Annotated in this window: 14 protein-coding genes; 5 read left to right on the plus strand and 9 right to left on the minus strand. The window is 70.3% G+C overall.

Translation table 11 applies throughout. From position 1 onward, the window contains the following. Positions 1-9: 9 nt before the first annotated feature. The 3 genes from LK09_RS09870 to LK09_RS09885 are packed head-to-tail and all read right to left on the minus strand — an operon-like array spanning position 10 to position 7847. On the minus strand, positions 10-1482 hold the full coding sequence (locus tag LK09_RS09870) for an NAD-dependent epimerase/dehydratase family protein (RefSeq protein WP_039398786.1): 1473 nt from the start codon (positions 1480-1482) through the stop codon (positions 10-12). Further along, a complete protein-coding gene (locus LK09_RS21970; protein ID WP_231563005.1) occupies positions 1479-6533 on the minus strand; it encodes a family 78 glycoside hydrolase catalytic domain in 5055 nt (1684 codons plus the stop codon). The genes LK09_RS09870 and LK09_RS21970 overlap by 4 nt, the downstream gene beginning before the upstream one ends. Positions 6534-6563: 30 nt before the next feature. Then, complete coding sequence (locus LK09_RS09885; protein WP_231563006.1) at positions 6564-7847, minus strand: MFS transporter; 1284 nt, start codon at positions 7845-7847, stop codon at positions 6564-6566. Between the two features lie 118 nt (positions 7848-7965). On the opposite strand from LK09_RS09885, the gene LK09_RS09890 reads away from it, so the two are divergent. After that, positions 7966-8973, plus strand: coding sequence for a LacI family DNA-binding transcriptional regulator (locus LK09_RS09890; RefSeq protein ID WP_231563007.1), 1008 nt, complete (start codon positions 7966-7968; stop codon positions 8971-8973). A 41-nt stretch (positions 8974-9014) separates the two neighbouring features. On the opposite strand, the gene LK09_RS09895 is transcribed toward LK09_RS09890, so the two are convergent. Beyond that, the gene (locus tag LK09_RS09895; protein ID WP_039398790.1) at positions 9015-9422 is read right to left on the minus strand and encodes a tautomerase family protein; all 408 of its coding nucleotides are present in this window, start codon (positions 9420-9422) and stop codon (positions 9015-9017) included. A gap of 92 nt (positions 9423-9514) precedes the next feature. On the opposite strand from LK09_RS09895, the gene LK09_RS09900 reads away from it, so the two are divergent. Continuing rightward, positions 9515-10690 (plus strand): Gfo/Idh/MocA family protein, encoded by a 1176-nt coding sequence (locus LK09_RS09900; RefSeq protein WP_039398792.1) that lies wholly within the window; start codon positions 9515-9517, stop codon positions 10688-10690. Positions 10691-10751: 61 nt separating this feature from the next. Here LK09_RS09900 and LK09_RS09905 read toward each other — a convergent pair whose 3' ends face one another. Both LK09_RS09905 and LK09_RS09910 read right to left on the minus strand, forming a co-directional pair. Next, positions 10752-12206: a sugar porter family MFS transporter gene (locus tag LK09_RS09905; RefSeq protein ID WP_039398794.1), complete on the minus strand. Its 1455-nt coding sequence runs from the start codon at positions 12204-12206 to the stop codon at positions 10752-10754. A gap of 77 nt (positions 12207-12283) precedes the next feature. Continuing rightward, positions 12284-13273, minus strand: a complete 990-nt coding sequence (locus LK09_RS09910; protein ID WP_039398796.1) for a LacI family DNA-binding transcriptional regulator — start codon at positions 13271-13273, stop codon at positions 12284-12286. A gap of 69 nt (positions 13274-13342) precedes the next feature. Here LK09_RS09910 and LK09_RS09915 point away from each other — a divergent pair, with 69 nt between their 5' ends. Both LK09_RS09915 and LK09_RS09920 read left to right on the plus strand, forming a co-directional pair. Then, positions 13343-14371 carry a Gfo/Idh/MocA family oxidoreductase gene (locus LK09_RS09915; RefSeq protein ID WP_039398949.1) on the plus strand — a complete coding sequence of 343 codons (1029 nt, stop codon included), beginning with the start codon at positions 13343-13345 and terminating at the stop codon, positions 14369-14371. Continuing rightward, positions 14368-15186 (plus strand): TIM barrel protein, encoded by an 819-nt coding sequence (locus LK09_RS09920; protein ID WP_039398798.1) that lies wholly within the window; start codon positions 14368-14370, stop codon positions 15184-15186. The genes LK09_RS09915 and LK09_RS09920 overlap by 4 nt, the downstream gene beginning before the upstream one ends. Positions 15187-15271: 85 nt before the next feature. On the opposite strand, the gene LK09_RS09925 is transcribed toward LK09_RS09920, so the two are convergent. Further along, positions 15272-16303, minus strand: coding sequence for a Gfo/Idh/MocA family protein (locus LK09_RS09925; RefSeq protein ID WP_039398800.1), 1032 nt, complete (start codon positions 16301-16303; stop codon positions 15272-15274). After that, positions 16300-17502, minus strand: a complete 1203-nt coding sequence (locus LK09_RS09930) for a Gfo/Idh/MocA family protein (RefSeq protein WP_052226641.1) — start codon at positions 17500-17502, stop codon at positions 16300-16302. The genes LK09_RS09925 and LK09_RS09930 overlap by 4 nt, the downstream gene beginning before the upstream one ends. A 134-nt stretch (positions 17503-17636) precedes the next feature. On the opposite strand from LK09_RS09930, the gene LK09_RS09935 reads away from it, so the two are divergent. Beyond that, a complete protein-coding gene (locus tag LK09_RS09935) occupies positions 17637-18569 on the plus strand; it encodes a sugar phosphate isomerase/epimerase family protein (protein ID WP_039398802.1) in 933 nt (310 codons plus the stop codon). 44 nt (positions 18570-18613) lie between these two features. Here LK09_RS09935 and LK09_RS09940 read toward each other — a convergent pair whose 3' ends face one another. Next, positions 18614-19660: a LacI family DNA-binding transcriptional regulator gene (locus LK09_RS09940; RefSeq protein ID WP_039398804.1), complete on the minus strand. Its 1047-nt coding sequence runs from the start codon at positions 19658-19660 to the stop codon at positions 18614-18616. Positions 19661-19882 lie beyond the last annotated feature (222 nt).

The following is a 19882-nucleotide window of genomic DNA, read 5'->3' on the forward strand; positions in this document are numbered from 1 at the left end:
CAGCTGCCGTCAGATTCGAGCCGGGTCGTCATGCCGCGCGGGCGCGGCGGCCGAGTACAGCTGGGCGAGGAACGGGTTGCGTTCGGCCTGGCGCTCGTAGCCGGCACTGTCGCGCGTGCAGTCCGGGCACCAGTGGCCGCCGGTGAGGATGAGGAACGCGCTGGCGGCGAAGATGTGGCCGTGCGCGCAGCTCCAGATCAGGGGCTCGCGCGGATGCCCCTCGTGGACGCCCGGTGAGACCAGCTCCCCACCCCGGAATGCCGCCGCTTGGACGTAGTCGTCACGATCCCAGTCCGCGGGCGACTTGTCCTCGTCGAACCCGTGGTCCAGGTACGAGGGACTGCGCGATGGCTCCGGGACGGCGAACGTCGTCCAATCGCCGATCGCCCGCCACTCCTCCAGCGAGCCGAAATGAGCTTCGATGGCCGGGCGGTCGTGGTGCGCGAGCGCGTGCATGGTCCCGCGAGGCTTCCGGGTCAGCGGTCGCATGACGAGGTTCTTCACGATCCATCCCGGAACCTGGCCCGCAGATCTGACCAAGCCGGGAAGCGTCGCGACTGCGCGGGCGAGTGCCTGGTCGAAGGTGTCCCGCCGGAACGGCACGAGGTCGTGGAGCCTGTCGCTGTCGGTGTACCAGTGCCCATGGAAGTTCTTGGTGGCGAACCAGTTGCGGTTGTACCAGCTGCGCACATCGGCGACTCCGAGCGCACCGCTGAGGGCGGTCTGGAGCTGCCAGTTCGTCAGCCGCCACTGCTCACCGCCGCCGATGTTGTAGATGCCGCCCCAGAACTCCTCGGGCAGGTCGCGTTCCGCGATGCCGGCGAGCAGGCGTGCGGAGTCCTCCGCGGTCGCCCATTCCATGACCCCGCCGAGGGTGGAGTGGGTCATGATCGGGTCTCGGAGGGCGAGCATCCCGGGATGGAAGATTCCGGTCTGGCGCAGCCACGCCCACTTCGGCAGCCCCGACTCGATCAGCAGCTTCTCGGCCACGACCTTCGTCTGCCCGTACTCGTCGAACCGGGACACGCGGATGGGGTCCCCGACGCGCCCCCAGTGGATCGGCGGCGTACGGTCGCCGGTCTCCGCGACGGAGCCGATGCCCACGACCCCCACCGATCCGGGGTCCGGCAGAGCCGCGACCGCACGGATGATGTTCTGCATGCTGCCGATGTTCACCCGGTGGGCCAGTTCCGGATGCTGGTCGGCGACCGGAGAGACGACGGCGCCGACGTGGAGGATCAGATCGACATCACGGATGGCCCGCTCCACGTGGGCGAAGTCCAGCAGGTCGCCCCAGAACACCTCGAGGTTCTCCATGCCCGTGAACTCGTCCAGGACCGCCCGGTCCTGCGGTGTGTCCAGCGCGAAGGCGATGACGCGCATCCGGTCGCCGCGCTCGCGGAATTCGCGGAGCGCGGCGCGGCCCCAGTTGCCGGTGGCCCCGGTGAGGAGAACGCGAGGCCGCGAGTCGGTCGCGGTCACCGTTCCGCCGCCGCGAACTCGCCGCTGCTCAGGGCGATCAGCTGGTCGAGCGCGTCATCGGGGATCTCCACCCCCGGGAAGCGGGCGAACTGTCCCATCGGCATCGACTCCACCATCTTGAGCATGTTGCCGTTCGACTCCGCCGCCGCGAGCTGCTCCTCCGAGGCGCCGGCCATCATGGCCTGCATCAGTGCGGGGCCGACCACCGGATGGCCGAACCAGTCGCCCACGGTCGACGCGAGTGAAAGCGGCTTCGGCGCATCCACATCGCCGTCGAGGTCGACCGCCTGCTCGGCGACGATCTCTTCGACCGACTCCCCCAGCTGGATGCCGTAGCGCCCGGGCGCGACCCACCACCGCGAGTGCGGGGCATCCCAGAAGGCGAAAACGCGACGGTCCAGCGCCAGCTCGACCGTGGTGGTTTCGCCGGGCTCGAGTACCACCTTCGCGAAGCCGGCGAGTTCGCGCACCGGGCGTCGGACGGGAGCATTCGTCGGCGCGACATAGAGCTGCACGACGTGCGCGCCGGCCACCTCACCGGTGTTGGTGACCGTCACGTGGGCGACCGCGTTGTCGGCGCCGGTGACCGTCACCGCGAGCTCGGACTCGAACGTCGTGTAGCTCAGGCCGTGCCCGAACGGATAGCGGACGTCCCGGCCCACGGTCGTGTAGTAGCGATAGCCCACGAAGACGCTCTCGCTGTACCGGACCACCTCGTTCTCTCCGGGGAACGACAGATATGACGGGGTGTCCTCCACTCGCAGCGGGATGGTCTCGGCGAGACGACCGGACGGGTTGATCGCGCCGGTGAGCACCGCGGCGAGCGCGTGGCCGACGCCCTGGCCGAGGGCCCACCCTTCGACGATCGCGTCGACGCTGTCGTGCCAGGGCTCCAGCGACACGACGCCGCCGTTCGAGAGCACCACGACGGTGCGGGGCGCCACCGCGGCGACGGCCTCGATGAGCCGCACGTGCGGCTCGGGCAGGTCGATGTCGGTGCGGTCGAAGCCCTCGGACTGGTCGTGCTCGTGGAGACCGACGAACAGAACGGCGACGTCGGCCCGGCGGGCAGCCTCGACGGCTTCCGCACGCAGACCCTCATCCGCGTCGGTGCTCCCCCGGTCGTACCCGGGGGCGAAGGCGACGTCCGATCCGAGCTCGGCGCGCAGTTCCTCCAACGGGATGTCGAGCCTGGTCGGGTTCACGTGCGAGCTGCCGCCGCCCTGGAACTGCGGTTCGGCGGCGAGCTGCCCGAGCACCGCGATGCGCTGCCCTGGCCGCAACGGCAACGTGTCGCGCTCGTTGCGCAGCAGCACGATCGCCTCGCCCGCGGCCCGGCGGGCCAGCTCGTGATGGGCATCCACATCGATCGCGTGGTCGCCGCCGTCCGACGCCGTGCGATCGGCGAGCCGCGCCAGTCGCGCGACGCTGCGCTCGACCACGGACCGGTCGAGGCGTCCGTCGCGGACGGCGGCGATGATCGCCTCGGTCCCCTCGTCGCCGGTTCCGGGCATCTCCAGATCGAGGCCGGCCTGAAGGGCCCGCACGCGGTCTTTGATCGCACCCCAGTCGGAGACCACGAGGCCGTCGAAGCCCCACTCGTCCCGGAGCAGTTCGGTGAGCAGCCACTCGTTCTCGGAGGCGAATGCTCCGTTGATCGCGTTGTACGCGCTCATCACGGTCGCGGGCTGCGCCTCGGTGACGACCCGCTCGAACGCGGGCAGATAGATTTCGCGGAGGGCGCGGTCGTCGACCTGTGCGTCCACCCGCATCCGCTCCGTCTCTTGGCTGTTGACCGCGAAGTGCTTCAGGGATGCGCCGACGCCCGTGCTCTGCAGACCGTGCACGTACTCGGTGGCCAGCACCCCGGTCAGCCGCGGGTCTTCGGACAGGTACTCGAAGGTGCGGCCGCCGAGCGGCGAACGCTTGATGTTGATCGCCGGCCCGAGCAGCACATCGACATCCAGGGCACGGGCTTCGCGGCCCAGCGCCGTGGCGACCTCGCGCACCAGCTCCGGGTTCCAGCTGGATCCCAGCCCGACGCCGGGCGGGAAGCACGTGGAGGGGAGGCTCTCGTTGAAGCCGAGGTTGTCTGCCGTGCCGCCCTGACGCCGCACTCCGTGTGGGCCGTCGACGAGCACCAGTGAACGGATTCCGTCGGCCTCCCGGGTGGACCAGAAGTCTCGACCCGTGAGCAGAGCGGCATCCCGGGCGAGGGCGTCGTCATCCGGGCTCGGCTCGGGTGCGGTGAGCACGTCCTCCGGCACCGGCTCTCCGGCGCTGACGGCGGCGAATCCGCGTTCCAGGTCGGCGAGCACGGCATCCGGCGCAGGGAGCATCGCCGCGATCTGACGCGGTGTGACCGCTTCTTGCCCGCGGAGTCCGGATGCCATGTGCTCGCCGGCCTCGGGGATGTGCTTGGTGATGACGCCCGTGAGCACGGCCATCGCTTCGGAGCTCTCGATGAGGGTTCCCAGCGGAGTGTCGACAGTGACGGTGACCTGCGCGTCCTGGTCGACCTCGAACGGTTCCGTGAACCGGTGCTCGCCATGGCGGACCGTGTGCTGGGCGCCCGATGGCAGCACCACCTCGGCGGTGACTCCGACGGGCACGCGGACGGTCAGCTGCAGGGCGCCGCCGTCGAGCACCCAGGCGCTCTCAGCCGTGCCGTACGGCGTCCGCAGGCGGGCCGACGCCGAGGTCAGGCCGCGTCGTGGGGGCTGCGGCGCGACGCGGAGCTGACGATATCCCGGCGCTGCGGGGGCGAGGCCCGCGACGACGCGATGCAGCCAGTCCCCGACCGCGCCGAACGCGTAGTGGTTGAACGACGTCATCCCGGAGGGGTTCACCGTGCCGTCGGGCAACAGCGAGTCCCAGCGCTCCCAGATCGTGGTGGCGCCCTGTTCGACGGTGTAGAGCCATGAGGGCGCCTCCGTCTGGAACAGCAGCCGGTACGCGGTGTCGAGGTGTCCGTTGGCCGACAGTGCATCGCAGATCAGCGGGGTGCCGATGAACCCGGTGGCGATCTTGAACCCGTTCGAGCGGACGATCTCGGCCAGTCGGTCGGCGGCCCGGGTCCGGGCGGCGGCATCCCCGGCGAGGTCGAACTGCAGCGCGAGCGCGTAGGCCGTCGCGGAGTCGGAGAGGAGCCGCCCGGACTCCGAGACGTACTCGCGACGGAAGGCGGTGGCGACCTCGTCGGCCAGCGCGCCGAGGCGCCCCGCTTCGGGATGCCGGAGCAGCCTCGCCGCGTCGGCGACGATCCGCGCCGAGCGGGCGAAGTACGCGGTGGCGACGATCTCGGGGTAGGTCGCGGCCGCCTCCGGGCGGCCCGCGGGGGCCGAAGGGTCGAGCCAGTCCCCGAACTGGAACCCCGCCGACCAGATGCGATCGGCGCCCGCGGCCGCCTCCACCTCCGCGATCCAGGCGAGCATCGAGTCGAACTGCTGCGCCAGGACGCCGAGGTCTCCGGTCGCCCGGTACATGGTCCACGGCACGACCGTGGCGGCATCCGCCCAGCCGGCCATCGGTCCGCTGTAGCCGGTGGTGATCGCGGGCACGACCATGGGTGTGCCGCCGTACCGGCCCTGCTCCGCAGCCAGATCCTTCAGCCAAGACGTCAAGAACCCCGCCGTGTCGAACAGGTACTCCGCCGTCGGAGCGAACACCTGCAGATCACCGGTCCACCCCAGTCGCTCATCCCGCTGCGGGCAGTCCGTGGGCACGTCGACGAAGTTGCCGCGCATGCCCCAGACGATGTTCTGATGCAGCCGATCCAGCTTGGGGTCGGATGCCGTGAACCATCCCGTGCGTTCCATGTCGGAGTGCAGGACCTCCGCCACGATCGCCGCCGGATCGAGGTCACCGGGCCAGCCGGTGACCTCGGCATAGCGGAACCCGTGGAAGGTGAATCGCGGCGCCCACTCCTCCACGCCGTCACCGCGCAGCACGTAGGTGTCGGTCGCCTTGGCGCCGCGCAGCGGCTCCGTCGCGAGCTCGCCGCCCTGCAGCACCTCGGCGTGCCGCAGCACCACCGTGTCTCCCGCCTGACCGGTGACGGTGATGCGCAGACGCCCGACGAGGTTCTGACCGAAGTCGAGGATGGTCCGCCCGGACGGAGACGCGATCACGTCGACGACAGGCAGAGTCTGGGTGACCCGCACGGGCGGGCCGTCGGGCGCGACGAGCCGCACGGTGTCGAAGTCCGCCACCGTGACCGGGACCCAGCCGTCCTCTTCGCCGGCCGGCGAGGACCAGCTCGGGTCGAGCAGTCGGGCGTCGAAGTGCTCTCCGTTGTACAGGTCGGCCGACACGATCGGGCCGGCTGTGCTCTGCCAGTCGGCGTCGGTGGCGATCACCACTCGCTCGCCGTCTTCGTACTCGACCTCCAGCTGGGCGAACAGACCCAGCTCGGCCCCGTACAGTTCGCGGCGGCCGTCCCAGCCGAGGTATCCGCGCCACCAGCCGTCGGCCAGCCACGCGCCGATCGTGGTCGCACCGCCGTGGATCATCGCGGTGACGTCGTACGTCTGATACCGCAGGCGCGACTCGTAGGCCGTCCATCCGGGGGCGAGCTCATCGTCGCCGACCCGCTGCCCGTCGATCTCGAACTGATGGAGGCCGTGCGCGGTGGCGTAGAGGCGGGCGCGCCGAATCGGCCCAGGCGGCAGATCCGTCGTGCGGCGCACCAGCGCGGCCGCACCGGAAACCGGAGTGATCCGCTGTGCGACCCAGTCGCCGGAGTCGAGCAGCCCCGCTTCGACCGGCGCCCAATCCGACCACTCGGAGCTGGTCTGATCCTCACCCGTCACGCGAACCCGCACGGACGTGCGCCCGCGCGAGGTCAGCGCAGCGAACGGCCACGGCACGAGCACCGACTCGGTGCTGTCGACGCGGACCGTCTCTCCGGCTGCGGATTCCAGTTCATAGGAGGCCTGCGCCCAGCCGGCCGGGGCATCCTCGATGATCCAGCTGAGCCGCGGGGCGGCCTCGCCGATGCCGAGAGAATCCCGGTGGTGTTCGAAGCGGACGGGAGTGACAGTGACGGTCATGACGTGCCTTACGGGATCAGCGGACGGGCTTCAGCGGACAGAGCGGATGCGCAGGATGACGAGCCCGCCGAGCAGGACGAGCGCCGCGGCCACGAGGAACAGCAGGGTGTAGTTCTTCTGGCCACCGCTGACCCCGATGAGAAGGATCGCAGACGCGACCAGCGGCGCGACGGCCTGCGGGATCGAGGTGGCGAAGCCGGTGATGCCCATGAACCGGCCGGCATCCGTCTCCTTTTCGGGCAGCACATCCAGCAGCAGAGCCTGGTCGACGGCCGCGAACAGGCCGATGCCGAGCGAGACGACGAGCGAGCCCGCGATCAGGACGGGCAGGGATGCCGAGAACGCCATCGTCGTCATGCCGGCGGCCATCACCGCTCCGCCGAGAACCAGGAACGCGCGGCGCCGACGCAGCCGGTCGGAGAGGAAGCCGCCGCCGAGGGCACCGGCCGTGGTCGCGAGCACACCGATGCCGCCGAGGGCTGCGATGATCCCCGCGACCTTGTCGACGGTGACGTCCATGCGTTCAGCGAAGAAGAACGCGGTGAACGTCGTGTTGAGCGTGAGCCCGAAATAGAAGAGGAAGCGGCCGAGCCAGTTCCAGGAGAAGTCCGGGAAGTGCGCCGGGTTGTAGAGATACTTGCGCAGGAGCCGTCCGACGGTGAGCTGTTCCTTCGGCAGTCCACGGCTGTCGTCTTCGTGCACGAGAGTCACGAACAGCGTCACCAGGACGACGCCCACCGCGCCGGGCACGAGGAAGAGCAGCAGGGGGCTCCCCGTGAAGAACTGCGCGATGATGACGCCGAAGACCGGTGCGATCTGCGTGGCGAAGCCGTTCAGCCCGCCGACCTTGCCGCGCTGCGATTCGGGGAGACGGTCGGCGGTGGAGATCTGCAGGTTGCTGAGGACGGTCCCCCACCCCCACTGCGCCAGGACCCATCCGAGCCCGAGAAGGACGATCGATGGGGCAACGGCCATCCACACGAGGGAGACGACACCGACAGCCATGCCGCCGATCATGAACGGGCGCCGGCGCCCGATGCGGGTGCGCGTCCGGTCGCTCCACACACCCATGAACGGCGCGGTCAGCATGACGAACAAGGCGCCGGTCCCGGTGATGTAGCCGAGGTACTCGGCGTGGCCCGGAGCGATCGTCTGGACGCGGATCGCGAGCGAGATCGCGATCGGAGTGATGAAGGCCATGAAGACGCCGAACTGCGCCAGGACCATGAACCAGATGTACCGAGCGCCGACCTTCGGAAGCTCGGGCGGGGCGGGACTCGCTTCAGCGACCATGTCGCCTGCGGGGTTCGTCATTTCGGGTGACTCCATCGTCGAGGGGTGTGCAACTTGCACGAGTTAGTGAGGTCACTATATGCCCGACTGGCTAACACGTGCAAGTGCGAGATAGAGTCGAGAGATCGAAGGAGAAAGCGTGACGAATTCGGAAGCCCTGAAGCGCGTGACCGCGGCAGATGTCGCGCGCGCGCTGGGCATCTCGCGCACCACCGTCAGCTTCGTGCTCAACAACACGCCGGGCCAGACGATCCCCACCGCAACCCGTGAGCGAGTACTCACGGAGGCCAAGCGTCTCGGGTACCGGCCGCACATGGCCGCGCGCGCACTCAGAAGCGGGCAGAGCCGGATCGTCCTGCTGATCCTCCCGGACTGGCCGATGGATTACAGCATGCGCACCCACCTGGATGAGGCGTCCCTCGTGCTGGATCGCGCGGGCTACTCACTGGTCACGATGACCCCGCACCCCGGCGGGCAGGCACAGCCGCTTTGGGAGACACTCCAACCGGATGTGGTCCTCGGGATGGCCGCCCTCCCCCGCAAGACGGTCTCCGAGATTCACGACAGCGGCGTGCAGCACGTGATCGCGACAGTCCTCGAGGACCAGTCCGAGCCCGCCGAAGACGGCCTGCGCTACGCCGACGGCCCGCGCATCCAGGTCGAGCACCTGCTCGCGCAGGGTCGCACCACGCTCGCATTCGCAGGATCGGCTGATGCACGCATCGCCGACCTCGTCCGCACTCGCCGCGCGCTCGCGAGCAGAACGCTTGCAGAACAGACCGGCGCAGGATTCGCTGCGGACGCCGACATCGATCCGCTGGGCGCAGCAGAGACGGTCGAGGGCTGGCTCGCTCAAGGCGTCGACGGCGTCGTCGCGTACAACGACGACATCGCCGCACTCGTTGTCGGTGCTGCGCTCCGATCTGGCCACGCCGTTCCGACCGACCTGGCTGTCGTCGGCCACGACGACAGCCCGCTGGCATCGCTCTTCGTCCCCAGCCTCACGAGCGTGCGGGTCGACACCGCAGGGCTCGGACGCTACGTCGCAGAACTGGCACTGAGTGCCGCAACCGACGCGCCCAGGCCGGAAGCCGGCCCCGAAACCGAGGCGCGGCTCATCGTTCGCGAGTCGACCTCCCAGCACTGAGGAGAGCAGCGGGGGCACCTGCGCCGCACCCCCGAGCGGGCTCAGGCTGTGGTGCTTGTCGCGGGCACCGCGAGTTCGCCGGTCACGTGCTGCGCGCGGCCGAAACCGAACGACCAGTCCTGCGGCCCGTTCTCGACGTACCCGATGAAGACGTCCTCGCCGGCGACACCGACGGTCTCCAGTCGCCGCGCGATCTCGGCGTACAGCTGCTGCTTGGTCACCGTTGTGCGCCCACGCTGCGTGAAGATCTGGATGATCAGCGGGTCGGTGCGCTCGAATCCGAGTCCGGCATCCTCCGCGATGATCGTGGATGCGGGACGTGCCGTGATCACCTGAAAGCGATCGCTTTCAGGGATGCCGTAGACGGCGACGATGGCGTCGTGGATCGCTCCTGCGATCTCGGTGGGATTCGGGCGGCTCTCACTGTGATCGATGCGGACGAGCGGCATGGCGTCTCCTCGAATAGTCTTCAAGCTTGTCCTATCATATAGACATTCTGTTGGCCTTGCAATTCGCGATCTTTGACGCGAGACTTGTCATCATGAAGAACCTCAACGTCGGGCTCATCTCGGTCGGCTGGATGGGACGCCTGCACTCGCGCGCGTACCTCGCGGCGGCCCACCACTATCCGGAACTGCCGGTGCGTGCCGTGCTCAAACGCGCGGCCGATCCGGACGCCGGCGGACGCCGCCACGCCACCGACGTGCTCGGCTACGAGGCGGCCGACGCCGACTACCGCGACCTGCTCGCTGACCCCGCGATCGATCTCGTCTCCATCTGCGCCCCGAATTTCCTGCATCATGAGATCGCTCTGGCCGCGGCGGCGGCCGGCAAGCCCTTCTGGATCGAGAAGCCGATGGGCCGCAGCGCCGAGGAATCGCGCGAGATCGCGGACGCCGCGGCATCCGCCGGCGTGGTCACCGCGGTCGGCTTCAACTACCGGCACGCCCCGGCGATCGCGCACGCGCGGCGGCTGATCCGCGAGGGGGCGATCGGCGATGTGACGAACGTGCGCGTCGCGTTCCTGGCCGACTACTCGTCCGACCCGCTCGGCGCCCTCACGTGGCGGTTCGAACGCGCGCGCGCCGGCTCGGGTGTGCTCGGCGACCTGCTCTCGCACGGGTTCGACCTCGCCCAGTACCTCGTCGGCCCCCTCGCCCGGGTGTCGGCGGACACCGAGACCTTCATCCGGCGTCGGCCCCTGCCGTCGGCGGATGCCGCCAGCCACTTCAGCCGCGGCGCGGAGGACGCCCCCGCCGGCGACGTCGAGAACGAGGACTATGCCGTCGTCACCGCCCGGTTCGACAACGGCGCGATCGGCGTCTTCGAGTCGAGCCGCATCGCGGTCGGTCCGCACGCCGAGTACACGATCGAGGTCTACGGCACGCGCGGGTCGCTGCGCTGGGACTTCCAGCGGCTCAACGAACTGCGCCTGGCCGACGACCCGTCCGGATACCGCACGGTCATGGCGAATCCCAGGTTCGGGGACTTCGGGCGCTTCCAGCCGGGCGCGGGAACGGGTATGGGGTTCGACGATCTGAAGACCATCGAAGCATCGCTGTTCCTGCGCTCGGTCGCCGAAGGCCGGCAGTTGGCCCCGTCGGCGGCGGACGGCTGGGCGGCGGCCGAGATCGCGGATGCCGCCCTGCGCAGTGCCGGAACGCGCACCTGGGTCGATGTGCCGCGGGTGGCCGGCGTGACGACGATCGGCGCCTGAACGGCGCCCACGACAAAGGGGCGTGCCCGGAAATGCCGGGCACGCCCCTTCTCGTTGTCGATCAGTTCGCGCGGAGGTGCTCCGGGAGGAAGATGGTGCCGGTGGTGACCTCCTCCTCGAGCTGCTCGAGGGTGCGTCCGCGGGTCTCGGGCACCCACTTGAAGACGAAGAACAGCGAGAGCGCACCGAGGACCGCGAACACGAAGAACGTGCCGGTGATGCCCACGGCGGCGATCAGCGACGGGAAGTAGAGGCCGAGGAAGAAGTTGGCCATCCACAGGCAGAAGACCGACACGCCCATGCCGAACGCGCGCATCTTCAGCGGGAAGATCTCAGACAGCGTGACCCAGACGGCCACGTTGAGGAAGGTCTGCATCGAGCCGACGAAGGCGACGACGAGGAAGAGGATCACGTACGGGCGCAGCGGGTTGCCGACCGGCAGCGCGATCGATGCGATGCCGATGAGGACGTGACACGTGGTCGTCAGCGCGAACCCGAGCAGGAACGTCTTGCGACGGCTGAAGCGGTCCATGATGCTCACCGCGATGATGCCGCCCACGACCGCGATGACGCCCGGTGCGATGTTCGCGATGAGAGCCGCGCTCTTGGAGAATCCGGACTCGGTCAGCACCTGCTGGCCGTAGTACATGATCGAGTTGATCCCGGTGAACTGCTGGGCGACGCCCAGTCCGATGCCGACCAGCAGGATGCGGCGCAGCCACTTGTCGGCCAGGATGCTCTTCCAGTTGAGTTTCTCGGCCTCTTCCTCGGCGCGGATCTGCTCGATCTGGGCGAGCTCGGGCTCGGCACGCTCGGCGGGGCGCAGTTCGCTGAGCACCTTGAGCGCCTTCTCGTGATGCCCATTGTCGGCCAGCCACCGCGGTGACTCCGGCATCCGGAACATGCCGATGAACAGGGCGAGGGCGGGGATCAGCTGAATCGACAGCATGATGCGCCAGACGCCCTCGTGCTCGCCCCACACGATCCCGATGATCGCGTTGATGACGAATGCGGCGAGCTGGCCGACGACGATGGCGAGCTCGTTGCGACCGGCGAGCGAACCGCGGATCTCGTACGGCGCCAGTTCAGCGAGGAACACGGGGACGACGGTGGATGCACCGCCGACGGCGAGGCCGAGGACGAAGCGGCCGGTGATCATCACCTCGACGTTCGGCGCCAGCACACAGGTGAGCGCGCCCACGAAGAACAGGATCGAGAGCAGGGTGATGGTCGGGCGCCGGCCCCAGGCATCGGCGACGCGGCCGAGCGTGACGGCCCCGATCGCGGCGCCGAGCAGCAGCGAGGCGGTGACCAGGCCTTCGGTGAACGGGGTGAGGCCGAGCTCGGCGCTCATCGGGCCGAGGGCGCCGTTGATCACGCCCGTGTCGTAGCCGAAGAGCAGTCCGCCGAGGGTGGCGATGAGTGCGACGACGCCCAGGCGCCTGCGGTAGGGCCCGGGCGTGAGTGAGGGAAGAGCAGAGGCGGCGGTGCTGCTGCCGGATGCGGAATGCGACATGGAGACTCCTTCGTCGTTCCCTCCACCATGCCAGACGACCTTATGTCCTGTCAAACTTACATGGCTGGTGACAGGGCTCAGGGCCGGGGGCCGGTGCTCTCCCGCACGACGAGCTCGGGCGCATCCCGATGCGCGACCGGCGGGGCATCCGGCTCGTCGATCCGGCGGATGACGGCATCCAGCGCCTGGGCGGCGAGCGTCTGCGGGTCGTGCCGCACCGTCGTCAGCCGCACGTACGGCAGCGCGGCGATCGAGCTGTCGTCGAAGCCGGCGACCGAGACGTCTTCGGGGACGCGGATGCCGCGGCGCACGAGCGTCGACAGCAGTCCGACTGCGGTGCGGTCGTTCGCGGCCATCACCGCGGTGGGCAGGGCTCCGCGGGCCAGCAGGGCATCGGCGGCGGCCGAACCGCCCTCTTCACTGAACGCGCCCTCGAGGACGTCGGGCACGAGGCCGCGATCCGCGATCGCCGCGACGTAGGCCTCCCGGCGATCGGCGGCGTTGGGCCCCGATCCCCCGGTGACGTAGGCGATCCGCTCGTGCCCCAGCCTGGTGAGGTGATCGACGAGCAGCCGGATGCCGTACCCGCTGTCGACCCGGACGTCATCGACGGGGTCCGCGCTGCGCGGACCGCCGAGCTGCACGACCGGCAATTGGTCGGGGAGGCCGGCGATCGTCGCCGACCCGTCGCCGGTCGCGAGGACGACGAGCCCTTCGATGCGCTGGCCGAGCAGGTCCGCGATCACCTCCGGCTGGGTGCGGCCGGAACCGAGCGGGCCGAGGGCCAGCGAGTAGCCGCGCGCGGCGGCGTCGGCCATCAGCGCCTCGACCAGGTCGACCTCGAACGGCTCGTGCATCGTGAACAGCACGCCGAGCCGAAAGCTGCGACGGCCGCGCAGGAGCCGGGCGGAGGCATCCGGGTGGTAGCCGAGCTCGTCGGCCGCCTCGCGCACGCGGCGGCGCGTCTCGTCGCTGGCGCCAGGCAGATCGCGCAGTACCAGCGAGACGAGCTGGCGCGAGACACCGAGGTGGTCGGCGACGTCCTTCATCGTGGGGCGAGCGGGCATGGTCCATCGTCGCACGAAATCGGACGTGGCTCTAGCACGTGCTACTAGCACGTGCTATTCTCGCCTGCCATGACCATCTCCTCTCCCGTCCGTCTCGGACTCATCGGCGCCGGCTGGATCGGCGCCTTCCACGCCGAGAGCATCGCCCGGCGCATCCCCGACACCGAACTCGTCACGGTCGCCGACCCGGTGCCCGGCGCCGCTGAGCGCGTCGCCGCACCGTTCGGCGCCCGTGCGTCCCTCGACGCTGCGGACCTCATCACCGACCCCGCGGTCGAGGGCGTCGTGATCTCGTCCCCGGCCTTCACCCACGCCGACCTCGTCGTCGCCGCGGCCCAGGCGGGCAAGGCTGTCTTCGTCGAGAAGCCCATGGCCCTGACCCTCGAGGATGCCGACCGCGCCATCTCCGCCGCGGCCTCCGCCGGGGTCCCGCTGCAGGTCGGCTTCAACCGCCGCTTCGCGACCGACTTCGCCGCCGCCCGCGCGCTCGTCTTGGACGGCCGCGTCGGCACCCCGCAGCTGCTCCGTTCGCTCACCCGCGACCCCGGCCTGGCGAACCCGGGTGCGGTGAAGCCCTGGACGATCTTCAACGAAACCCTCATCCACGACTTCGACACCCTCAACTGGTTCAACGCCGGCGCGTCCCCGGTCGAAGTGGTCGCGCTCGCCGACGCGCTCGTCGCCCCCGACTTCAAGGACGGTGGCCTCCTCGACACCGCCGTCGTCACGATCCGGTACGACAACGGCGCGCTCGCCGTCGCCGAGGCGAACTTCTCGGCCGTGTACGGCTACGACATCCGCGGCGAGGTCTTCGGCTCGGCCGGCATGGTCACCGCAGGCGACATCCACGCCACGAGCGCCCGCTACTTCGGCGCCGACGGGGCGTGGGCCGAGACCAGCAGGTTGAACATCGACCTGTTCCGCCAGGCGTACACCGACGAACTCGCCGCGTTCGCCGTCGCGATCCGCACCGGCGAGGTGGCCGGCGCCCGGGGTGAGGATGCCCGCGCCGCCCTCGCCCTCGCGCTCGCCTGCCGCGCATCGGTCGAACGCGGCACCGTGGTGCGGCTGGGCGCCGACGGGCGTGTGCTCGGATGAGCGTCCCGACCCGCACGTCAGGGGTGACGCTGGCGGCATCCGCCGAGATGCTCTTCACCGACCTGCCGTTCGCCGACCGCGTGCGGCACATCGACGCGGCCGGGTTCCAGGTGGAGATCTGGGGCTGGGGGGCCAAGGACCTCCCCGCCCTTGCGGCCACCGGCGCCACGTTCTCGTCGATGACCGGCTACCTGCGGGGCAGCCTCACCGACCCCGACGGCGCCCGCGAACTCCTCGCCACTGCGCGCGAGTCGCTGGATGCTGCGGAGGTCATCGACAGCCCGCGGCTGAACCTGCACGGCACCGGCCTCGACGACCGCGGGCTGCCGGTCGTGCCGCACCCGCATCCCTCCGGCCCGGACTGGATCGCCGCGGCCCGGACCCTCGAACACCTCGCAGCCCTCGGCGAGGCGCGCGGACGCGTGTTCACCCTCGAGAACCTCAACACCGCCGTCGATCACCCGGGCACCCCGTTCGCCCGCGCGGCCGACACGATCGCCCTGGTGGATGCGGTCGGCAGCCCGCATCTACGCGTCAACCTCGACCTGTACCACGCGCAGATCGGGGAGGGGAACCTGATCGAGCTCGTCGAGCGGGCCGCCTCCCTCATCGGCGAGATCCAAGTCGCCGATGTTCCCGGCCGCTGCGAGCCGGGCACGGGCGAGATCAACTACCCCGCGATCGCCGCCGTGCTGCGGCGCATCGGCTACACCGGCGTCGTGGGGCTCGAGGGCTGGGCCCGGGCCTCCAGCGACGCCGCCCTGGAGGCCTTCCGTGCCGCGTTCGCGGAGGTGGCCGGCACCGACGCGGGCTGAACGACCCCGGTGGGGTGCCTTCGACAGGCTCAGGACGCACGGGCTGGCGGGCTGAGCCTGTCGAAGCCCGACACCACCCCGGAACTCAGGGCCCCAGCTCGGCGCGGACGGCATCCAGCGTCCGCATGATCCGCACCGTTTCGGCGAGCGGCATCAGGGGCGACTCGGTGCGGCCGTCGGCGATCTGCCGGGCCGCCTCCGCCGCCTCGAAGCAGAGGGCGTCCTCCGGGCGGTGCTGCGCGAACCGCACCGTGGCGGCATCCCCGCCGTGCGGGGTGACCGTGATCGCCGACGGCAGGTAGAACGGAGCGTGTACCTCGAGGACTCCGCGGGTTCCGGTGACGAACGCGGAGGTCGGGGTGCGCGCCTCGAGCGTCGTGAACAGGTGCGCGTGGCGGTGCCCCTCCCCCTGCAGCACGATGCTCACCTGCGCATCGACCCCGGTCTCGGTGAGCGACCCGGCCGCGATCACCCGCTCCGGCGCAGCCCGTTCGAGCCCGCCGAGCGCGAACGACGCGAACGACACCAGGTAGACGCCGAGGTCGAGGAGGGCCCCGCCCCCGAGCGCGGGGTCGAAGAGCCGCGAGGTCGGGTCCGGCGCGAAGTATTCGCCGAGGTCGGCCGAGACCGCATGGATGTCGCCGATGCTCCCGGCGCCCAGCACCTGCCGGATGACGTCGGTCGCGGGCAGGAACCGCGGCCACATCGCCTCCATCGCGAAGACCCCGCGGGATGCCGCGGCCTCCGCGACGCGCTGCGCCTCGTCGGCATCCATCGCGAACGGCTTCTCGACGACGACGTGCTTGCCGGCCTCGATCGCCAGCAGCGCGCACCGCGCATGGAACGGGTTCGGCGTCGCGATGTAGACGACGTCCACCGCAGGGTCGGCTACGAGGTCCTCGTACGCGCCGTGCACGGCGGGAATCCCGTGCCGCTCGGCGAACACGGCGCCGCGCGCGGCATTCCGCGACCCGACCGCCGCGAGCACCTGCCGGGTGTGCGCACGCAGCGACGTGGCGAAGGCTTCGGCGATGCGGCCCGGGCCGAGGACGCCCCAGCGCAGAGCCGGCGCCTGCGCGGGGTCGGCGATGCGCGACGCGGGGAGCGCGACGGTCATGCGGTGACCTGCGCTACATCGGCATCGGCATCGGCATCGGCGCCGAGCAGCGCCGGACGGCCGGACGCCGCGGATCGGGTGGCGGCATCCAGCACTCGCATCGTCTGCGCGGCCGCGGCGAAGTCGGTCGTGGAGCGCGTGCCGTCGAGGATGCAGCCGAGGAACGCCTGCACCTGGGCGACGAACGCCTCGCCATAGCCGGTGCCGACGCCGCGCGAACGGAACGATGAGACGTCGACGTAGGCGCCGTGCAGCGGCCCGGTGATGACGCGGCGCGGCCCGTCGAAGCGCGGATCGCCGCCGGCCTGGTGGATGACGAAGCTGTTCAGTTCTTCGGTGGTGAAGCTCACCATCCCCCGCTCCCCGAACACGCGGATCGCGAGGGAGTTCGGCGTGGAGTGCGCGACCCGGCTCGCCTGCAGGGTTCCGGTGGCGCCGTCCCCGGCGACGAGCAGCAGGGCCGCGGCGTCGTCGTTGGTGACCCGGTGCACGACGCCGGCGCGGTCGGTGCGCTCGGAGATGTAGGTCGCGAAGCGCGCCCCGGTGACCTCGGTGATCGCGCCGACGACGAACTCGACCGCGTCGATCGCGTGCAGGCCGATGTCGATGAGGGCACCGCCGCCCGAGGATGCCTGGTCGAACCGCCAGGTGAACGGGTCGGCCGGGTCGGCCGCATGGTGGCAGTAGTACGTGGCCTCGAAGTGGTACATGCGTCCGATCTCACCCTCGGCGACCGCTGCGCGCAGCGCCGCGAGCCCAGGCAGGCGCCGGTACGAGAATCCGACGGCGTCGACCGCTCCGGCGCGACCGGGCGCGGCGGCGAGTCCGGCCAGGCGCGCGGCCTGGGCAGCATCCAGCCCGAGCGGCTTCTCGGTGAGCACGTGCTTGCCGGATGCCAGCACCTTGGTGAGAACGTCGAGGTGCTGGTTGTTGGGCAGGGCGACGCTGACCGCGTCGATCGCCGGGTCGGCGAGGAGCTCGTCCACCGACGTTCCCCACCGCTCGAAGCCGTAGCGCTCGGCGACGTCCTGAGCCAGTGGGGCGAAGGCGTCGACCACGTGGGTGCGCTCGACGCGCACGCCGCGTAGTGCGTCGGCCATCGACGCGTTGCGGTAGCCGAACGCGTGGGCCTGGCCGGCCATGCCGGCGCCGATGAGTCCGATGCGGATGGTCCTCGTGTCGAGGCGCGGTTCGGCCATGGTTGTTCTCTCTCCGTCGAGGGGCGACTGCCCGTGAAAGTACTTGCGCACTTGAATTAGAGCGCTCTAAGTTGTGTATGTCAAGACAAAGCTCGCGAGCGGGCGACCCGCTCGCCCCTCCCGAAAGGCTCCCCATGGAGATCGGACTGCTCACCGACGGCGTCGGGCACCTGACTCGCACGGCCGCCCTCGACTTCGCCGCGGGCCTCGGGCTCACGCGCGTCGAGTTCGCGGCCGGCAACTGGTCCGCCGCGCCGCACCTCGACGTCGACGACCTGCTCGCCCACGCCGACGCGCGTCGCATCCTGCAGGGCGACCTCGATGCGCGCGGGCTGCGACTGTCGGCCCTCAACGCCAGCGGCAACCAGCTGCATCCGGTGGACGGCGAGCGCAACGACGCACTGGTACGGGGCGTCATCCGACTCGCCGGCGAACTCGACGTCGACACTGTCGTACTCATGTCCGGGCTCCCCGGTGCGCCAGGCGACTCGATGCCGAACTGGATCACCACCTCGTGGCCGCCCGAGACCACCGCGACGCTGGAGTATCAGTGGAACGACGTCGCCCTGCCCTACTGGAGCGAGCTCGCCGCCTTCGCGGTGTCGTGCGGGGTCACCCGGCTCGCTGTCGAGATGCACGCCAATCAGCTCGTCTACAGCGTGCCGTCCCTGCAGCGACTGCGGGATGCCGTCGGCCCGGTCGTCGGGGCGAACTTCGACCCGAGCCACCTGTTCTGGATGGGCGCCGATCCGCTCGCCGCGATCGCGGCACTGAGCGGCGCCATCCACCACGTGCACGCCAAGGACACCCGGATCGAGCCCTCCGTCGCGGTGCGCTCACGACTCGAGTCACTGACCGTGCTCCCGGTCGCCGAGCGTTCATGGAACTACGTGACCGTCGGGCGCGGCCACGACGCCGCGTACTGGGCGCAGCTCATGGCGGCGCTCGGCGCGGCCGGCTACGATGGCACGCTGAGCATCGAACACGAGGACTACGCCGTCGACCCCGAAGCGGGGGTGCGCGAGGCCGCCGGCGTTCTGGAGGACGCGCTGACGCTGGTGGGCTGAGATCCCGGGGGATGCCCTTCGACAAGCGAAGCCCAGACACCCGGCTAAGCCCAGGAGCGCGGAGGCGCGACGCTCTGCCGTGGCACGATGCGAGGCGCGAGGCGCCGCACGACCGGCGCGCCATCCTCCCCCGCGATCCTCCGAAGCAGCTGTTCCGCGGCCCCTCGGCCGAGATCCCGCCCGTGCTGGTCCACCGAGCTGAGCTGCACGACGTCGGACGCGGCGAATGCCGTGTCGTCATATCCCAGCACGGACACGTCGCGGGGCACCGACAGGCCCGCACTCGCGAGCGCCCCAAGCGCACCGAGGGCGGCCAGGTCGTTGTTCGCGAACACGGCGGTGGGGCGGGTTGACGCGGTCCGCAGGATCTCGCCCATCGCGCGGTGCCCGCCGCGCTCGGTCATGCTCTCTTCGACGACGAGTGGCTCGAGACCGAGCCGAGTCATCGCTTCGACGTAGCCGGCCCGGCGACTGCCGTAAGGCAGGGTAGCCCGGCTCGCGATGTGGGCGATGCGGTCGTGTCCGAGTTCGTTCAGGAACTCGACGGCGAGCCGCCCGCCCAGCCGGTCGTCAGCGAGCACCGAGTCGACGCCGGGGGCGGTGAGCTCCCGGGTGATGACGACGGCGGGAGTGCCGCGCAGCAGCGCGGTGAGGGATTCCGGGCTGCCCGTGTAGCCGGCGAGCAGGATGCCGTCGACCCGGAGGTCGACGAACGAGGTGATCGCCTCTGCCTCACGGGCGGGGTCGACATCGGTGCCGGCATCCTGCTCTGCGGCGCCGACGGCGACCATGAGGTGTTCGCCACTGCCCTCGATGCCCTCCGCGATGCCGGCGTAGATGTCGGCGAAGACCGGGTTGTGCAAGCCCAGTAGGAACACCCCGATCGTGTGGGTGCGGTTGCTGGCGAGACGGGATGCCAGGCGGTTGGGCGTGTAGCCGAGGCGTTCCGCGGTCTCGAGCACGAGTGCTCGGCGCGCCGGAGACACCAGCGGCGACTCGCGCATGACGAGCGAGACGAGGGCCCGGGAGACCCCGGCCTCGCGGGCGACGTCTTCCATGGTCACCGAGCGGGGACGCGCTCTGCTGTCCATCAGGTCATCGTAAGCCAGGTCGAGCCACGACGCGGCGCCCCCGACGGGTGCCGGATTGTCACGATTTGACACTATGTCTACACATTCTCTTGACAGCGCGCTCGTCTTGAGAGATTGTTAAGTCAATTGGCCGGGCACGGTCACCGACGAAGAAGTCTGAACAGGGGCGAAGCAGCCCCGACAGCCCTCTTCGTCGATCGCCGCACCGGAACCCCGATCCGG

The sequence above is a fragment of the Microbacterium mangrovi genome, assembly GCF_000802305.1.
Taxonomy (GTDB): Bacteria; Actinomycetota; Actinomycetes; order Actinomycetales; family Microbacteriaceae; genus Microbacterium; species Microbacterium mangrovi.

Bases quoted from the DNA above. Each gene is read 5' to 3' on its own strand.
- LK09_RS21970 (WP_231563005.1), bottom strand. From the start codon at position 6,533: ATGACCGTCACTGTCACTCCCGTCCGCTTCGAACACCACCGGGATTCT.
- LK09_RS09885 (WP_231563006.1), bottom strand. From the start codon at position 7,847: ATGACGAACCCCGCAGGCGACATGGTCGCTGAAGCGAGTCCCGCCCCG.
- LK09_RS09895 (WP_039398790.1), bottom strand. From the start codon at position 9,422: ATGCCGCTCGTCCGCATCGATCACAGTGAGAGCCGCCCGAATCCCACC.
- LK09_RS09900 (WP_039398792.1), top strand. From the start codon at position 9,515: ATGAAGAACCTCAACGTCGGGCTCATCTCGGTCGGCTGGATGGGACGC.
- LK09_RS09905 (WP_039398794.1), bottom strand. From the start codon at position 12,206: ATGTCGCATTCCGCATCCGGCAGCAGCACCGCCGCCTCTGCTCTTCCC.
- LK09_RS09910 (WP_039398796.1), bottom strand. From the start codon at position 13,273: ATGCCCGCTCGCCCCACGATGAAGGACGTCGCCGACCACCTCGGTGTC.
- LK09_RS09915 (WP_039398949.1), top strand. From the start codon at position 13,343: ATGACCATCTCCTCTCCCGTCCGTCTCGGACTCATCGGCGCCGGCTGG.
- LK09_RS09920 (WP_039398798.1), top strand. From the start codon at position 14,368: ATGAGCGTCCCGACCCGCACGTCAGGGGTGACGCTGGCGGCATCCGCC.
- LK09_RS09925 (WP_039398800.1), bottom strand. From the start codon at position 16,303: ATGACCGTCGCGCTCCCCGCGTCGCGCATCGCCGACCCCGCGCAGGCG.
- LK09_RS09930 (WP_052226641.1), bottom strand. From the start codon at position 17,502: ATGGCCGAACCGCGCCTCGACACGAGGACCATCCGCATCGGACTCATC.
- LK09_RS09935 (WP_039398802.1), top strand. From the start codon at position 17,637: ATGGAGATCGGACTGCTCACCGACGGCGTCGGGCACCTGACTCGCACG.
- LK09_RS09940 (WP_039398804.1), bottom strand. From the start codon at position 19,660: ATGGACAGCAGAGCGCGTCCCCGCTCGGTGACCATGGAAGACGTCGCC.